Consider the following 14,719-nt stretch of genomic DNA (forward strand, 5'->3'; position numbering starts at 1 on the left):
CCCCGCTCTCGCCGGATCGGCCCGGCACATCCGAATTCCCTGTAATGCGGGAGGGGGCCCGCGCCTTAAGGAAGTGACACAGCGCTCAGGCGGCGCTGGCGACGGTGAGGCGGAGATGGGGAGGCACCATGGACCCGGTGACGGTCACCGCGGGCTGCGGCGTGGCGGCGTCGGCGTTCCGGTTCGGATATGTCTGGCTGACCGCGCGGTCGCACAAGCGCCGCATCGAGATGGAGATCCGGCGCGCGGAGGCACAGAGTGCGCTGCTGATGACTACTGTCGGTTCTCTGCCTCCCGGCAGCGAGATCACCGAAGTTCTGCCCGACGGCCGGCGAGTCACCATCAAGCTCCCGCCCGGCGAGGCAGCGTGATGCCTGTTCGCCTCCAGCGACATCCGTACGACCGGGGGCGCTTCGACCGCTGATCCTCCGCGACGGATGCCGGGCGGCGGCATGGTTCAGTCCCGGGTGAGATCTCCCCTCCGTGATCGGCACGGCCCGGCACCGGTTGGCCGGGTTCTTCGTGACCTTGACCGCGGGCAAGCGCCGGCCGCGTAGACGACCGTCAGCGCCTCGCCACACAGGTGGATCAGGTCGAGGACGTCGGACAGCGCATCAGCGGACGCGTCGAGCGGGGCGGCACAGTGCCCGACCGCATCACTCATGTCGATGCACCTCGGTCCGGTGCGTTCCGCCTCGGCGGCCCTGCGTACGATCACCGGGTTCCCCCCGACCCTTGAGGAGTCCCGCCCTGTGACCGTGATCCCGCCGCCCCGCACCACGACCGGCGCGCTGCCGCTCCAGCTCGTGACCCGTGTCGAGGACGGCGAGCAACTGCACGCCCTGCTGTGGCGGGCGGGTGCCGGCTGGCGGATGATCAGCAGCGCCGTCCTGGGCGGCGGTATCGGAGAGCGGGCCTGGGTCCTCAACGCCCAGGTCTCCCACGGCTACCGCCGCACCGACCCCGCACGCCACCTCGCCGGCCTCGCCCACGACGCCGGCGCACACGGACCGGGAGTCGGCCTGATGACCGCGGCCGACGTACAGGCGCACGGCCGCGCGCAGGACGGCGGCGTCGAAGCGGTCGCCACCGCGGGGCTCGGCGTACGCGGTTGGGCCGCCTCCCCGGCAAGGGGCACCACCGCGCAGGCAGCGCCCGGCACGATCAATATCATCGCCGCGCTCCCGGTGGCGCTGACCGACGCGGCACTGGTCAACGCGGTCGCCACGGCCACGGAAGCCAAGGTGCAAGCCCTCCTTGACGAGGGCTACGACTGCTCCGGCACGCCCACCGACGCCGTCTGCATCGCCGCGCGCATCCCCCGCCCCGGCGAGGAGATCCAGGCGTTCGCCGGACCCCGCTCCCTGTGGGGCGCCCGACTGGCCCGGGCCGTGCACTCTTCCGTACGCACAGCGGCCACGCCCTGACCTGGCGTCGCGTGCCCGAGAGCGGCAGAGCCGGCCCGTGCCCGGCGGAGGTCAGGCGGGCGCTTGAGCGTCCCACTTGCACTCGAGCGGGATCGGCTCCGGCGAGGTCAGGACGGTTCGCGCGGACGCTGTGCCACGGGAGGGGGCGGCGTCCCGCCACGGTGTGAAAGCGCCGCCCACTCGCTGCACCAGCCCTTGCTTCATCTATCGAAAATCGATAGCTTTCCATCGCATCTCGATGGAAAGTTGGGTCATGGGAAAGCTGACAGTGCGTGCGCTGCGCGCCGTGCTCGTGGTGGTGCTCGCAGGCACGGTGTTCGTACAGGCAGGGATGGTGTGGGCGTTGGCCACCGGGAGCGACCCGGAGGACGGCTCGATCCCACTGACCCCGCTGCGCGTGATCACGGTCCTGGGCATGATGTCGGTCCAGGTCGCCCTGGTCTGCGTATGGCGGCTGGTGACGATGGTGCGACGCGGCACCGTGTTCTCCCACGCCGCCTTCCGGTACGTGGACGGGGTGATCGGCGCGATCGTGGCGGCCGCCCTCCTGTGGTTCACGGTCACGGCCGTCAACGCGCCGGGCCAGCGGGACGACCCGGGCGTCACCGTCATCATGGGCGGGGTCGGCGTGGCCATCCTGGGGGTCGCGCTCATCGTGCTCGTGTTGCGGATGCTGCTCGCCCAGGCGGTCGCGCGCGACGTCGAAGCGTCGCAGATGCAGGCCGAGTTGGACGAGGTGATCTGATGCCCATCGTCGTCGACATCGACGTGATGCTGGCCAGGCGGAAGATGTCCGTGGGCGAGCTCGCGGAGCGCGTGGGGATCACGCCCGCCAACCTGGCGGTACTCAAGAACGGCCGTGCCAAGGCGGTGCGCTTCGCGACGCTCGCCGCGCTCTGCGAGGTGCTCAAGTGCCAGCCGGGCGACCTGCTGCGCTGGGAGGCCGAGGACGCCGCGGGCGTATGACGTGCCCCTGGGTGTGCCGGGGCACGGCATCGGCGGCCCTCGGTCCGGCCGTCTGCTCGCGACGCGGCGAGTGCGGCGCGCCAGACAGCGCTGTCGACGTAGTGGTTGTCGTACCGCTCCTCAGCCGACGGGTTCGCGGATCTTGGGGTGGAATCGCGAGGAACCGGAGGGGACTTGGCGCCCGCTGGCGAAGTAGCCGACGGGTTGCGGACTTATCTCGGATAAGAAGTGGGCATCAAGCACGTTCTCCGAACTAGCGGTGGGTATTAACCTCGGCGGGCCCGCAGTAGCTGGGTCCGCTTGTCCGCGTTCAGCCCAGGACGGTGCTTCCATGGCCACGACGTCCCGACCGCCCCGCTCCTACCTCTACATCTCCGATTCCAAGGTCTTGAGCATGTTCAACCAGATGCCCAGACGGCGTCTGCGCAAGGCTTTCAAGGAGGTCAAGTTCGATCTCAAACTGTTCGGGGCTTCCCTTGCAGAGCCAGCCGATACCCGCGAGTCCCGTTTGGCTGCGGTGGAAGACTTCCTGGAATCGGCCGGCATGGTCGGCACCCTGGAAGCCCCGAGCACCTACTTCCGCGGTGTGATGTCGATGCGCTGGAGTCCTTTACCTCAACCCCACGGTGCAATCGTTTACTTCGGCGGGGAAAACGAGCATTCGATCATAGGTCTGAGCGGGTCGATCCACCATGTGCTGAGTTCCTCGACCAACGTCGGGCCAGGTCAGCCTCCTCCGCAAAGCTCGGTGTCTGACACCGGCATCGGCCCGGCGTTCATCGGCGGTTCGGCGGCGCCCGCGTTGACCTCTGCACTGGAGACGATCGCCGAAATCGAGCTAGATGGCCTGAGCACTGCCCAGGCCGCCATCGACCATCATCATCGGGCCGTCCTCGCCGTCAATGCCAAGCTCAAAGGCCCTGTGTTCGTCGCGGAGTTCCTCGCCAAGCGCTTCACCACCACCGGGATCCTCGCCACGCCTGCTTCGCTCATGGGAGCCCTGACCGGACATCACGATCCGGTGATGGCCATGCGTCGTAGGGGCAAGAACGTTGTTCTGGGCACCCCCGTCTACGTCGCCCAACTCAACTGACCCACCGTGTGCACCGTGCCGCTCGAACGCACGATTTTCGTTCCGTCAACACGCCTGATGCAAGAAGTTCTCGTGGTCCGTGCCCGACAGATATCTCCGGGTCGTTCAGGCACGTACGGCACGCATTGCCTTCAGGTCCCGCACCGGCACTCTCGGGGGCGCCACCCCTCCTTTTCGCTCACCCACTGCTACAGCTTCGCAACAGTAGGTGCATCGACCGCCTGCCACCCGTATCAACGTCTTCATGGCCGCCATACCGCCCCGCCGCTCCGGCCGTGCTGCCCGTCTGCAGCGCGTTGCCCGCCGCCGCACCCACACCGCGTCCCATCGCGTTGCCGCTCCGATCGGCTCGCGTCCACCAGGCCGACGCCGCCGCACCCCCGCCCCCACATCTCCCGCTGCCCAGCAGCCGGCCGTTATCACACCAGTGGGCTGGTGGACGCGCATCCAGGAGGCCGTGGGCACTCTGGCCGCTCTGGGCACCCTCGCCGTGCTTGTCTTCGCCTGGCTGTCGATCCAGCAGGTTGACGACGAACACGCCCTCACCTGGGAGGGGCAGGTTACCGACCGCTACAACGCCGCCGTCACCAACATCGGTGAGGACCCTCCGGAGGTGCGTCTGGGCGGCATTTACGCTCTGCAGCGCATCATGAGGGACTCCCCCCGAGACCAGCCCTCCATCGTCAACGTCCTGTCCACCTACATCCGTAACCACGCCAAGAAGCCGAAGCAAGCCATAGACGCCCTCAAAAGGAAGCCGACCAGCGACGTCCAGGCGGCCCTCACCGCACTCGGAAGCCGGAATCCCGTTCACGACGGCACCGCCCGCGTGGATCTGCACGGCGCGAACCTGTCCGGCGCGGACCTGTCCGGCGCGTACTTGCACGGCGCGGACCTGTCCGATGCGAACCTGATCGTCGCGGACCTGTCCGGCGCGGACCTGTCCGATGCGAACCTGTCCAAGGCGAATCTGTCCGTCGCGAATCTGTCCGTCGCGGACCTGTCCGTGGCGGACCTGCGCCGCGCGGACCTGCCCGGGGCGTACCTGCCCGATGCGGACCTGCGCGACGCGATCCTGTTTGCCGCGGACCTGCGCGACGCGGACCTGTCCGGCGCGGACCTGCGCGGTGCGGACCTGCGCAACGCGAGGCGGTAGCGCACCACCCAGTTCGGGCCAGCGGCTCGTGCCAGCACGGGATGAGAGCCGTCACGTGGCGACGGTTACTTGTACCGCTGTAGCGATGCAAGGCGGGGACGCCGATCAGGCTTGGCTGGGCTCTGGCCCGAATCGGTGGGGGTGGGCTGCTTTGACGTACTTCAGTGCGGTCGTGTCTGAGATTCCGAAGACGCGCATCAGGTGCACGGGGTCGGCAGTTTCGTGTGCCTCATTGAGCAGCCGGTCGATGCGGAGTGTCCGGGGCTGGACTGTGCGGCTGCTGAGTATGTCCTCGATGTCCCTTTGGGTGATCTCACGGAGACTGCTGACCCGTTGGCCCCACTGCTGCAGGGCCGGGACGTTGAAGGGGAATCCGTCGGAGCTCCACTTGACGACTCCGCGATCGTCTTCGGGTCGGCTTCGCCGCGCATCACGCTGCCCATGAGGCGCAGCTAGTCGAAACGGGCCATGCCCGGCGTGAAGGTGAACAGGACGTCGGCCTTGCAGCCGGGCGCCGCGGCGAACGCGTGCGGTGTGTGCGGGGGTACGGCGAGGAAATCGCCGGCGTTGAGGACGGTGATCCCCTCGCCGACCAGCACCTGGCGGGAGCCGCTGATCACGAAGAACAGTTCGATGGCCTTGGTGTGGAAGTGGGCGGGCGCGCTGTGGTGGTGGCCGTGGCGGTAGCCGTGCCGTATTCGCATTCCTAGCCGTAGCCGTAGCCGTAGCCGTAGCCGCAGTCGTGGCCGTGGCGGTAGCCGTGGCCGTGGCCGACGTGGGCTCGCGGAGCGGCACCGTTCACCCGAACGGATCAATCTGGCCGCCCCGAGCCCACCCCGGCGCATGACCGGGCCCCCACCGGTGAGAAATCGGACATGAATGAACCGACATCGCGAGGCCCGCTGCCGGCCCCGCGCGACCCACCGTCGTCCGACCTCGTGTTCACCGCCGACTTCTCCTCCACGACCCAGTGGGTCGCGGGCCGCTCCTGGGCCTATCCGGGAGGTGGGCCCGTCAATCCGGGCGACGACAAACTGGACCACCTCGTACGCGACGCCGACTACAGCCGGTCGGGCGTCTTCCGTGCCACACGCCGGGCGGACGGAATGTGGAACACCGGACTGCTGACCACCGAGGGCAGCGAGGAGGACTTCACCGTCCAAGCCGGGGACGTCCTGGAGGCCCGCGTGCGGCTGCCCCGGGAGATCGGCGCGTGGCCCGCCATCTGGACCTGGCGCGACGGCGACCAGGAGATCGACGTCTTCGAATACCATCCGGACAACACGGACGTACTGGAGTTCACCAACCATGTGAAGGGCGCCAACCGGTACCTGCACTCCGACGCCGTCCAGCCAGGCGCCTGGGTGGACCTGCGCACCGAGTTCGGGGCCCGCTCGGTGGTGTGGTGGCTGAACGGCACACGGGTCTTCGCGGACGGTCGAGGCGTGGGCCACTCCTGGTACGCCTACCTGATCGTCAACCTCTCCGTCTGCGCCGGGCGTTACCATCCGCGGCCGTCGCGCGGGACGACCGAGATGTCCTTCGAGGTGAGCAGCCTGGTCGTACGGCGTCCTCGCGCGGGTGGCACGCCGCAGCGGGCGACGGCTGCCCACGGCCCCGGCGCGGCGACCACGGAAGGAGGCAGTGAGCCGCAGCCGACGGGTCCGTAGGACCACCGGACACCGTCCCCGCCGTTCCACGCCGGACACCGCCCCGCCTGCCGCACGGCCGTTCCACGCCGGTCACCGCCCAGCCTGCCGCACCGCCGTTCCACGCCGGTCACCGCCCCGCCTGCCGCACGGCCGTTCCACGCCGGACACCTCGACCGGGTTGTCGCCGACGCCCTGCGCCACACCACCCCCTCCCCGGTCGGCTACACGCCACCGCCCCCTACTCGTTCTCGCCGGCCCCTCGTCCCCGCACAAGCCAGACTCCTGCCGCTCCTCGGCCCCGCATGCCAAGACGCCCCACGCCGAACACCCGTCCCCGCCTTCGGCACCGCACCCACTACCGCCCCGGGGCCGGTCACCGCCGGCATTACGCGCGCACCCCGGGGCAACGTCTACCGCCGGTCGACCGCACTTCCGGGCGGCCGGTGGTGGTCGTACAGGCGAGGGCCTCCGTCGGCGAGGACGAATCCGGTAGCGATACGCCCGCCACCGGCTGCGTAACGAGCGCACGGTCCTCACCGCGCTCGACGTCCGCTCCGACGCCCGCCCGGGGCGGTGCCGGGGTGGTGCCGGGGTGCGATCAAGACGGACGAGGGGTGCGATGGATACCCGGAGCCGTGCCGCGCCTACCCGGGGCCCCTGAAGCCCGCCCACCGCGCGGCAGTCCCCACCAGGTCCCCACCAGATAGAAGAGCGGCGGTGATCACCATGACCGCGTACGTCGAAGCCGTGGCCCGGCGGACCGGCCCGCGCTGCCGGGGCGCCGCGAGGTACGTCGGCCTCGTCCTCCTGCTTTTCGTCTTCGCCTACGCTCCTGCGGCCCGGGCCTGGTCGGGCGGCTCCACGGCGCCCTCCGAGCGATGCAGTCCGGGCTGGGTGTGCGGTTGGACCGGCCCCTCGTACACCGGTGTGGTGAGCCCCGCGGGGCAGGACATGCCGCGATACCCCGAGACGACCGCCTACGTCGGCTTCAGCAACGCGGCGTCGGTCTGGAACGGCGCTGGTACATGGCGCGCCGACGGCGAACTCTGGGGCCGGTGCGTCACCGTGTACAACGGCACCGCTTACCAGGGACGAGGCCTGACCCTCGCCCCCGGCCAGGGCATCGCGCAACTGCCCCCTTCCTTCGGCCACGTCCACTCCCACCGCTTTCACACCTGCCGACTGTCCTGACCCGCGGACCGGCACCGTCGGTCCGCAGCCTTGACGGTCAGGGGGATCGTCGACCACGGAGGCGTCGGCCGGGCGGATCTCCAGCACGGCAGAACGGCGGGCAGGCACAGCGGGTGCTCACCCAGGCCACCGACCACGGCGACACCATCGGCGTGCTGGAGCCGTGCCCGCCCGGCGGCTACGGTGGCCCGGCTGCGGAGCGCTGCGCACAGTGGCGTCCCGGGACCGGTTCTTGCCGTGTCAGGTGAGGGGGCGCTTGACCAGGATCCGGAAGTCGGTGGCGGTCATTTCCTGCTGCATGTCCAGGGTGGGGGCCGGTGCGTCGAGCGTGGGCAGCCGCATGGCCTCGGCGTCCGAGCGGGGGAAACCGGCTCTGGCCAGGCCGAGGGTGACATGCGGCCAGTAGCCGTCTTCGGTGATGCCCAGGCGCTGGGTGATGTCGGTCTGCATCTCGCGGAGTTCCCCGGTGTGCTCGACGCCGAGGCGAACCTGCTCGCCGTTCTGCACGAGGTCGTCGCGGTCGGGCGCGATGGGTGTGTGTGGCGGCGGCGCGGTGCCGGGGTCAGGTGAGGTTCTTCTCCAGCGCGGTCAGGTAGCTGTGCATGAAGTGGTCACGGACGCCGTCGCCGGCGGGTGCCAGGGGGTCGGCGAGCAGGCCGGCGGCATGGTCGGCGAGGCCGCCGATCAGCGGCATCGCTTCGTGGACCTTGCCGTGGGAGTCGATGTAGCGCAGCGCGTCCACGTGGGAGTAAGGAGGCGCGGGCGGCATCTGGGGAACGACGTCGTTGTTGTTGACGAAACGGTACATCCGGCCCTTTAGGCCCTTGTTGTAGGCCTTCGCCAGGACGCTGTCGCAGGTGCGGGGCTGGCCGTAGGTGTAGACGCCGTCCGCTGCCAGGCGCGGGTCCTCCAGATACATGCGGGCGCCGGCGAGCATGGCGAGCGCCCCGCCCAGGCTGTGCCCGGTGAACCAGACGGTCTGCCCGTTGGTGCGCAGCTCGGCGTGGGTGTTCTTCACGTCGGGCCAGATCGACTCGAGCGCCTCGCCGAAGCCGTCGTGGACGTAGCCGGTGCCGGCCGGGCCGGTCCGGGGCGGGGTCGTGGCATCGGAGAGCCAGTCCTTGATCTGCTGCGGCTCCGTGCCACGGAACGCGGTGACGATCACGTCGTCGCTGGCCATGGTGTAGGCCTGGGTGTCCTGAAGCGGGAACGGCGGGGTGAACCGTGTCTGGTGGTGCCGGACCGTGTCGCACCCCCACTGCCTGGTCTGCGCCTCGATCGTGGCCTCGTCCTTGTACGCCAGGTCCGAGGCCAGTGCGAGCCAGTAGGCACGCTTGAGGCTGTAGTCGGTGGAACGGTGATCGATCTTCACGGGTACGGCCACAGCGGTATCCTCCTGGTTCGGGCCGGGCATCGACCGGCCGGCCGCACCGGCATCGGGCAGCCCTTCGGCCAAGCCTCGCCTCGGCGGAGGCACTTGCCTCCGGCACTACACCCCTTCCACGCCGACACGCCGACGGCCCCACGGTTCACCCAGATGGACAGAGCGCACCGGGGACAAGGGCAGGAGCACGCCGCGCCTTGGCACACGCGCCCCGTCAGGCCGGCCAGCCCCGTTCCGCGCGGTGGCCGGACGCCGGGCCGTCACCCGTACCGGGTTCATCACGGCACCCTCACCCGTACCGGGTTCATCACGGCACCGTCACCCGTACCGGGTTCATCACGGCACCGTCACCCGTACCGGGTTCATCACGGCACCGTCACCCGTACCGGGTTCATCACGGCACCGTCACCCGTACCGGGTTCATCACGGCACCGTCACCCGTCCCGGGTTCATCACGGCACCGCTACCGCGGTCTCCGCCACTGCCGCCGACGCCGGATCTGCCCCGGCGCGAATCCTCGCTAGCTCCTGGGGTGGTCGGCCAGGTAGTCCTGCACGATCGACTGGAAGCCAGGGTCGGGGCGCAGGCCGAGTGCGGTGGCACGTCGGTTGTCGAACACGGCCGGCCATGAGGCGACGATGGCTTCGGTGGCCGGGTCGGGCGAGATGGTGACCAGGTCGGCAGCGGTGTCGCCGGCCACGCGTCGCAGGGTGGTGAGTATGTCGGCGACGGAGACGGTCAGTGCGGGAAGGTTCACCGGCAGCGGGCCCTCCAGCTGTCCGGGCCCGGTGCCGCGTTCGGCTTCGGCGATGCGGAGGATCCCGTCGATGGTGCTTCTGGGAGAGGCCAGGGCCACTTTCTCGGCCCGTCGCCTCTTCCGGGGCCTTTGCCGGACCCCACCGCATTCCGGCCGGTTCCGAGCCATCCCGGGTGAGGGCGTCCGCAACGGCCGTCGGTACTTCTCGCGGGGCTCACCACATCGGTCACCCGAGGACGGTGGCAAGGGCTGCGGTCACGGCGGAGGCGAGGGTCAGCACGGCGGCGAACGCGGTTGCCGCACGGAAGAAGGCAGCGGGGTAGGTCGCGCCGTCGAGACGGGCGATCTTGCCGGCGACCGCCGCGGCAAGGAGTGCGGCGATCAGAACCAGGGCGATGGTGAACAGCACGACGGTGAGACCGGACACGTCAGGCTCCCAAGAGCGTCGGAAAATGGTCTCCTCGAAGGTCGCGGATCCGATGTGCGCCATGGTTCAGGTGGCCGAAGATGGACATTGCTGAACAACAGCGTGCACGGCAGGCCGGGGGGCGAGATGGGCGGCGCGGGAGACAGCAGGAGCGACTCGAATGAACCACGGGCGGCTCTGGCCAGACTTCAGGCATGCCTGACGGATGGTCTCGCGAAGTCCGGACAGAGCGTGACGCAGTTGGCCGGACTGACCAGGCTGGGGCGTACGACGGTGAGCAACGCCCTGAACCAGGCTGAGGTCCCGTCAGCCAGGACGGTCGCCAGGATGGCCAAGGCGCTGCGGCTGAACCAGGAGGAGTTACTGGAGCTGCGCCGCCAGGCCGCCGCCGAACGGGACGAGCCGGATGGGCCGCAGCTGCCGGCGCCGGCGGAGACCGACGAAACTCCGGACCCCGAGGTCGAGGACGCGACCGTGCCGGAGGGGGCGCCGGCGCCCGACGGGCGTACCGGGCCGGTGACGCTGCCCCCGCTGGCGAAGGAGTTCACCGGGCGCGCCGGGGAACTGCGGGACATCCTCGACCGGCTCGACCCCGCCGCGTCGGCCTCCCGGCCGGCCGACGTCCCCAGCGGCACGGCCCGACCGGCGACGGTCGTCGTCTCGGCGGTGATGGGCATGGGCGGGGTCGGCAAGACCGCCCTCGCCCTGCAAGCCGCCCACCGGGCCCGTCTGCGCGGCTGGTTCCCCGGCGGAATCCTCTTCGCCAACCTGTACGGCTACAGCCCCCACCAGGAGCGGACCCCGGGCGAGGTCGCGGACCAGTTCCTGGGCGCCCTGGGCGTCAGGAGCGCGGACATCCCGGTCACCGCCCAGGGCAAGCTGGACACCTGGCGGATCGTCCTCGACCGCCTTACGGCCGAAGGCCGCCCCTTGCTCGTTGTCCTGGACAACGTGCGCAGCGCCGGACAGGTCTCCGCGCTGCTTCCGCAGCCCCCGCACCGCGGGTTGGTGACCTCACGGCATTCCCTCCCCGCCCTACAGGGCCACTGCGTGCACCTGGCGCCCCTCACCCCCCAGGAGGCCGTGGACCTCGTCCAGCAGGTCCTGTGCGCCGGCGGCATCCGCGACGACCGGGTCTCCGCCGAGCCGGAGGCGGCAGCGCGCCTCGCCGAACTGTGCGGATACCTCCCCCTGGCCCTGGAGATCATCGCCGCCCTGCTGCGCAGCGAACCGAGCCGGAGTCTGGAGAGCCAGGCCGAGGAGCTGACCGCCGCCCGGAACCGCCTCAGCGTCATCGAGATCGAGGAGACCGACGCGGAGAGCCGCCCCATGGCGGTACGGGCCTCCTTCGAGTTGTCCTACCGGCATCTGACGGAGCCCCAGGCCGCCGCGTTCCGTCTGCTGGCCGCCGCTCCGGGGCCGGACGTCTCCAGCGCCGCCGCCGCGGCCATGCTCGGCGATCCCGGCAGCCGGCGGCTGCTGGCCGAGTTGTCCCGCGCCCACCTCCTGACAGGATCGCGCGACCGCTGGTCGATGCACGACCTCATCCGCCTGTACGCCGAGGAACAGGGCGACGCCCACTCGGACGGCGACCGGCGGGACGCCGCCCTCACCCGCCTGCTGGAGCACTACCGGACAACCTCCGCGGAGGCGGACACCCACCTGACCGGCATCCCAGGCAACCGGTCCCCCCGCTTCGGCGGGCGTCGCCAGGCCCTGGAATGGCTGGACGCCGAACACACGAACCTGGTGGCGGCTGCCACAGCCGCCCCGCAGCTCGGGCATCCCAGCGTGGCAGTGGCCCTTGCCGGGTCCCTCTCCCACTACCTCGGACACCGCCGCTACTTCGACGACTGGATCACCCTGAGCACCATCGCCCGCGACGTCAGCGGCGAAGACGGCGACCTCACCGGCGAAGGCACGGCGCTCGACAACCTCGGGCTGGGCCTGCGGCACCTGCGTCAGTTCGAGAAGGCTGTCGCGGCGCACACCGAGGCCGCCGGGATCTTCCGGCAGCTGGGCGACCGGGGCCGGGAGGTGCTCGCGCTGAACCACATCGGCATCGCGCTGAGCGAGCAAGGCCGGACGGACAAGGCCATCGCCGCCTACACCCGGGCCAGGGAGATCCTCGCTCTCACCGGTGACCAGCCGCACTTGACGGCCTCGGTCGTGGGCAACCTCGGCGCGGCACTGCGGGAAGCGGGCAGGTACGAGGAGGCCATCACGGCCCATACCCAGGCCGCCGAGACCTTCCGCCGGATCCGCGACGAGAGCGAGGAGGGGGCGGCCCTCACCAGCCTCGGGGGCGTCCTGCAGCATGTGGGCAGGTACGAAGAGGCCATCGACGCCCACAGCCGGGCCGTTCGTATCCACGCGCGCCTCGATGATCCGCACCGCGAAGCCGCGGCGCTGAACAACCTCGGCGGGGCCTGGGAGTTGACGGGACGGACGAAGGAGGCCATCAGCGCCTTCACCGGGGCCGCCGAGATCTTCCGGGCACTCGGCGACCAGTACAGCGAGGCCTTGGCGCTGGGCAACCTCGGGGATGCGGTGCGGCAGACGGACCCCGAAGAGGCCGTCAGCACCCTCACTCGGGCCGCCCGAATCCTCCGGGAGTCCGGCGCCGACGGCTACGAGGCGCGGGTGTCCCATTCCCTCGGGAAGGTGCTGTTGGCGCTCGGCAGGAACGAGGAGGCTGTCACCGTCTTCTCCCGGGCGGCTTTGCTCTGCCGCGGATCGGGCGACCACGGCAACGAAGGCGCGTCACTGCTGGGTTCGGCTGACGCCCTGGATGCGGCGGACCGGCCGGACGAGGCTGCTGACAGCTGTGCGCAGGCCGCCGCGGCCTTCGAGCGGGCCGGCGACGACCCTGCCAGGGGCTGGGCGCTGACCAACCTCGCGGGTGCGCTGTTGTCGGCAGGCCGGACCGGGGAGGCACTGTCGGCGGCGAATGCGGCGTTGGAGCACAACCGGAGCGTGGTCACGGACGAATCCGTCGAGTACACGCATGTCCTGGCGCATTCCCTCATGCTCCTGGCATGGCTGCGTGAGGAGGAGCAGCAAAACCTGCCCGGGAGCCTTTCGGCGGCGATGGAGGCGGCCGGGCTCTTGACCCCGCTGGCCGCGGCTCAGCCCGAGACGTTCGCCGCCCGCCTGAGGGAGGCGCTCGAACAGTGGGCGCACGTTCTAGACCTGCTCCAGCGTACGCGGGAGGCCGAAGAGGTACGCCGCCGGCTGGAGGGGATGGACCGCGGCCAGGCCTGACCGGGTGCCTACGCACGCGGGATCGTGGACGCGGGGACGGTCCCGAGCCCGGCAGGCCGAAGCCGACGGACTGGTTCAGGGAGTTTCGGCGGGTGGGGCCGGGGTGGGATCGGCTGCCTCTTGGTCGTTCTGCCGGCGGTATCACTGCTGAGCAGGGCCCGCGTTGCGCGCACTCTTCTCCGACCGCACGGGCGGCCGGTTCCGTTCCGGACCGTCCGGGTCAGGCCGTGGCCTCGACCAGCCGCTTCATGCCGGGCTGGTCGGTCACGCAGCCCACCAGGCCGAGTGTCCGGGCAAGGGCCAGGTCGCGCTCGTCGTTGACGGTCCAGGCCATGACGTCGATGCCGGCGGCGTGGCACTTGTCCACGATGGCTCGGTTCAGCTGGCGCAGCTCCACGCTGACCAAGGTGGATCCGACCTTCTGAGCGCGGCCGACGAAGGTGTCGCGGTGCGCGCTGGGGCCTGCCACCAGCACGGTGCGGGCCTGCGGCAGCAAGTTGTGGATCTCGATCAGCGCCACGTCGTGGAACGACAGCACCGAGACCCGGTCCAGCAGGTCGCGCTCGGTGAGCACCCTGGCCAGCGACCGGGCGGCGGCCACGTCCTTGATCTCCGCCTGGATCGGCAGCGTCGGCCCGACGGCGTCCAGCACCTCACCGAATGTGGGGACGCGCTCGCCGAGGCCGGCGTCGAGCTTCTTCAGCTCCCGCAACTCCAGGTCGGCGATCGGGCCGCAGCCGTCCGTCGTGCGGTCCAGGGTCTCGTCGTGCATGACGACCAGCTCGCCGTCCTTGCTCAGGTGCAAATCCAGCTCGATGCCGTCGAGTCCCTCGCGTTCAGCCCGCAGGAACGAGCGCAGAGTGTTCTCCGGCTCGGCGGCCATGACACCGCGATGGCCGATGGTGAAGAAAGACACTCGTCGCCGTCCTTGGGTGGGGTGATCCGGGGCGGGCGGTCGCACGAGCACCGTCCTCCCCGCCGGAGTGCCCAAGCCTAATGGCCCCGTCCCACCGCGACCTCGGCCGGCCCGGACCGCACTGGAGCGCGCCCCAGGACAGCACGGGTGCGTCGGGCCCCGCTCACCAGGAGCTGCCACCGCACGGTCCCGCTGGTGCGATGCGGAACTGGGGAGGCAGGGCCCGTCGTCATGGACTCGGGCGCCAGCGCACCCCGCCGTCGCAGAGCCGCCACCGGGGAATTCGCGACGACACTCCGAGCAGCTCTGGCATCCGGCCACGGTGACTCCGTACAAACCCGTTGGTGTGTGAGGGCGACCACTGCTAGATTTCCGGAGGCCGTGCGAGAGATCGAGGAGGTGGTACCCGTGAACGCAGTATCGACATGGGTGCTCCCCTCCGGGGTCACGGTCGGGCGATAGGCGGGTCGTCCGGGAGCGCCGTTC

13 protein-coding genes and 2 pseudogenes are annotated in these 14,719 nt (G+C 70.4%); 9 read left to right on the forward strand and 6 right to left on the reverse strand.

Annotated elements, in window-relative coordinates; translation table 11 throughout:
- Positions 1-128: 128 nt before the first annotated feature.
- The 6 genes from JK361_RS07545 to JK361_RS07570 all read left to right on the forward strand — a co-directional run bounded on the left by JK361_RS07545 (position 129) and on the right by JK361_RS07570 (position 4,642).
- The gene (locus JK361_RS07545; protein WP_201814857.1) at positions 129-371 is read left to right on the forward strand and encodes a hypothetical protein; all 243 of its coding nucleotides are present in this window, start codon (positions 129-131) and stop codon (positions 369-371) included.
- A 381-nt stretch (positions 372-752) separates the two neighbouring features.
- The gene (locus JK361_RS07550; RefSeq protein ID WP_307787204.1) at positions 753-1,427 is read left to right on the forward strand and encodes an adenosylcobinamide amidohydrolase; all 675 of its coding nucleotides are present in this window, start codon (positions 753-755) and stop codon (positions 1,425-1,427) included.
- Positions 1,428-1,680: 253 nt separating this feature from the next.
- Positions 1,681-2,172 (forward strand): DUF2975 domain-containing protein, encoded by a 492-nt coding sequence (locus JK361_RS07555; protein ID WP_201814858.1) that lies wholly within the window; start codon positions 1,681-1,683, stop codon positions 2,170-2,172.
- Positions 2,172-2,393, forward strand: coding sequence for a helix-turn-helix domain-containing protein (locus tag JK361_RS07560; protein ID WP_201814859.1), 222 nt, complete (start codon positions 2,172-2,174; stop codon positions 2,391-2,393). The genes JK361_RS07555 and JK361_RS07560 overlap by 1 nt, the downstream gene beginning before the upstream one ends.
- A gap of 331 nt (positions 2,394-2,724) precedes the next feature.
- On the forward strand, positions 2,725-3,486 hold the full coding sequence (locus tag JK361_RS07565; RefSeq protein ID WP_201814860.1) for an SAVMC3_10250 family protein: 762 nt from the start codon (positions 2,725-2,727) through the stop codon (positions 3,484-3,486).
- 457 nt (positions 3,487-3,943) lie between these two features.
- Positions 3,944-4,642: a pentapeptide repeat-containing protein gene (locus JK361_RS07570; RefSeq protein ID WP_307787205.1), complete on the forward strand. Its 699-nt coding sequence runs from the start codon at positions 3,944-3,946 to the stop codon at positions 4,640-4,642.
- A 197-nt stretch (positions 4,643-4,839) separates the two neighbouring features.
- Here the strand turns inward: JK361_RS07570 and JK361_RS41065 are convergent.
- Positions 4,840-5,346 (reverse strand): annotated as a pseudogene (locus JK361_RS41065) (cupin domain-containing protein).
- A 171-nt stretch (positions 5,347-5,517) separates the two neighbouring features.
- Here JK361_RS41065 and JK361_RS07580 point away from each other — a divergent pair.
- Entirely contained in the window at positions 5,518-6,312 is a 795-nt protein-coding gene (locus JK361_RS07580; RefSeq protein ID WP_201814862.1) for a LamG domain-containing protein, read from the forward strand.
- 699 nt (positions 6,313-7,011) lie between these two features.
- On the forward strand, positions 7,012-7,485 hold the full coding sequence (locus tag JK361_RS07585; protein ID WP_201814863.1) for a hypothetical protein: 474 nt from the start codon (positions 7,012-7,014) through the stop codon (positions 7,483-7,485).
- Positions 7,486-7,725: 240 nt separating this feature from the next.
- Here the strand turns inward: JK361_RS07585 and JK361_RS07590 are convergent, their stop codons facing one another.
- From JK361_RS07590 to JK361_RS07605, 4 genes and pseudogenes are all read right to left on the reverse strand, one after another.
- Positions 7,726-7,992, reverse strand: a complete 267-nt coding sequence (locus JK361_RS07590; protein WP_201814864.1) for a hypothetical protein — start codon at positions 7,990-7,992, stop codon at positions 7,726-7,728.
- A gap of 55 nt (positions 7,993-8,047) precedes the next feature.
- A complete protein-coding gene (locus JK361_RS07595) occupies positions 8,048-8,869 on the reverse strand; it encodes a lipase family protein (RefSeq protein ID WP_307787206.1) in 822 nt (273 codons plus the stop codon).
- Between the two features lie 520 nt (positions 8,870-9,389).
- Positions 9,390-9,728, reverse strand: a pseudogene (locus JK361_RS07600) (NAD-dependent epimerase); the annotation flags it as partial.
- Positions 9,729-9,852: 124 nt separating this feature from the next.
- On the reverse strand, positions 9,853-10,053 hold the full coding sequence (locus JK361_RS07605; RefSeq protein ID WP_201814865.1) for a hypothetical protein: 201 nt from the start codon (positions 10,051-10,053) through the stop codon (positions 9,853-9,855).
- A gap of 231 nt (positions 10,054-10,284) precedes the next feature.
- Between JK361_RS07605 and JK361_RS07610 the strand changes: the two genes are divergently transcribed.
- Positions 10,285-13,317 (forward strand): ATP-binding protein, encoded by a 3,033-nt coding sequence (locus JK361_RS07610; protein ID WP_201814866.1) that lies wholly within the window; start codon positions 10,285-10,287, stop codon positions 13,315-13,317.
- A gap of 220 nt (positions 13,318-13,537) precedes the next feature.
- On the opposite strand, the gene JK361_RS07615 is transcribed toward JK361_RS07610, so the two are convergent.
- A complete protein-coding gene (locus JK361_RS07615; protein ID WP_201814867.1) occupies positions 13,538-14,233 on the reverse strand; it encodes a glycerophosphodiester phosphodiesterase in 696 nt (231 codons plus the stop codon).
- Between the last annotated feature and the right edge of the window lie 486 nt (positions 14,234-14,719).

The sequence above is a fragment of the Streptomyces musisoli genome, from assembly GCF_016741855.1.
In the GTDB taxonomy this organism is placed as follows: Bacteria; Actinomycetota; Actinomycetes; order Streptomycetales; family Streptomycetaceae; genus Streptomyces; species Streptomyces musisoli.

What these genes read in the sequence shown, in the direction of transcription:
- JK361_RS07560 (WP_201814859.1), top strand. Translation starts at nt 2,172, where the DNA reads ATGCCCATCGTCGTCGACATCGACGTGATGCTGGCCAGGCGGAAGATG.
- JK361_RS07545 (WP_201814857.1), top strand. Translation starts at nt 129, where the DNA reads ATGGACCCGGTGACGGTCACCGCGGGCTGCGGCGTGGCGGCGTCGGCG.
- JK361_RS07565 (WP_201814860.1), top strand. Translation starts at nt 2,725, where the DNA reads ATGGCCACGACGTCCCGACCGCCCCGCTCCTACCTCTACATCTCCGAT.
- JK361_RS07580 (WP_201814862.1), top strand. Translation starts at nt 5,518, where the DNA reads ATGAATGAACCGACATCGCGAGGCCCGCTGCCGGCCCCGCGCGACCCA.
- JK361_RS07555 (WP_201814858.1), top strand. Translation starts at nt 1,681, where the DNA reads ATGGGAAAGCTGACAGTGCGTGCGCTGCGCGCCGTGCTCGTGGTGGTG.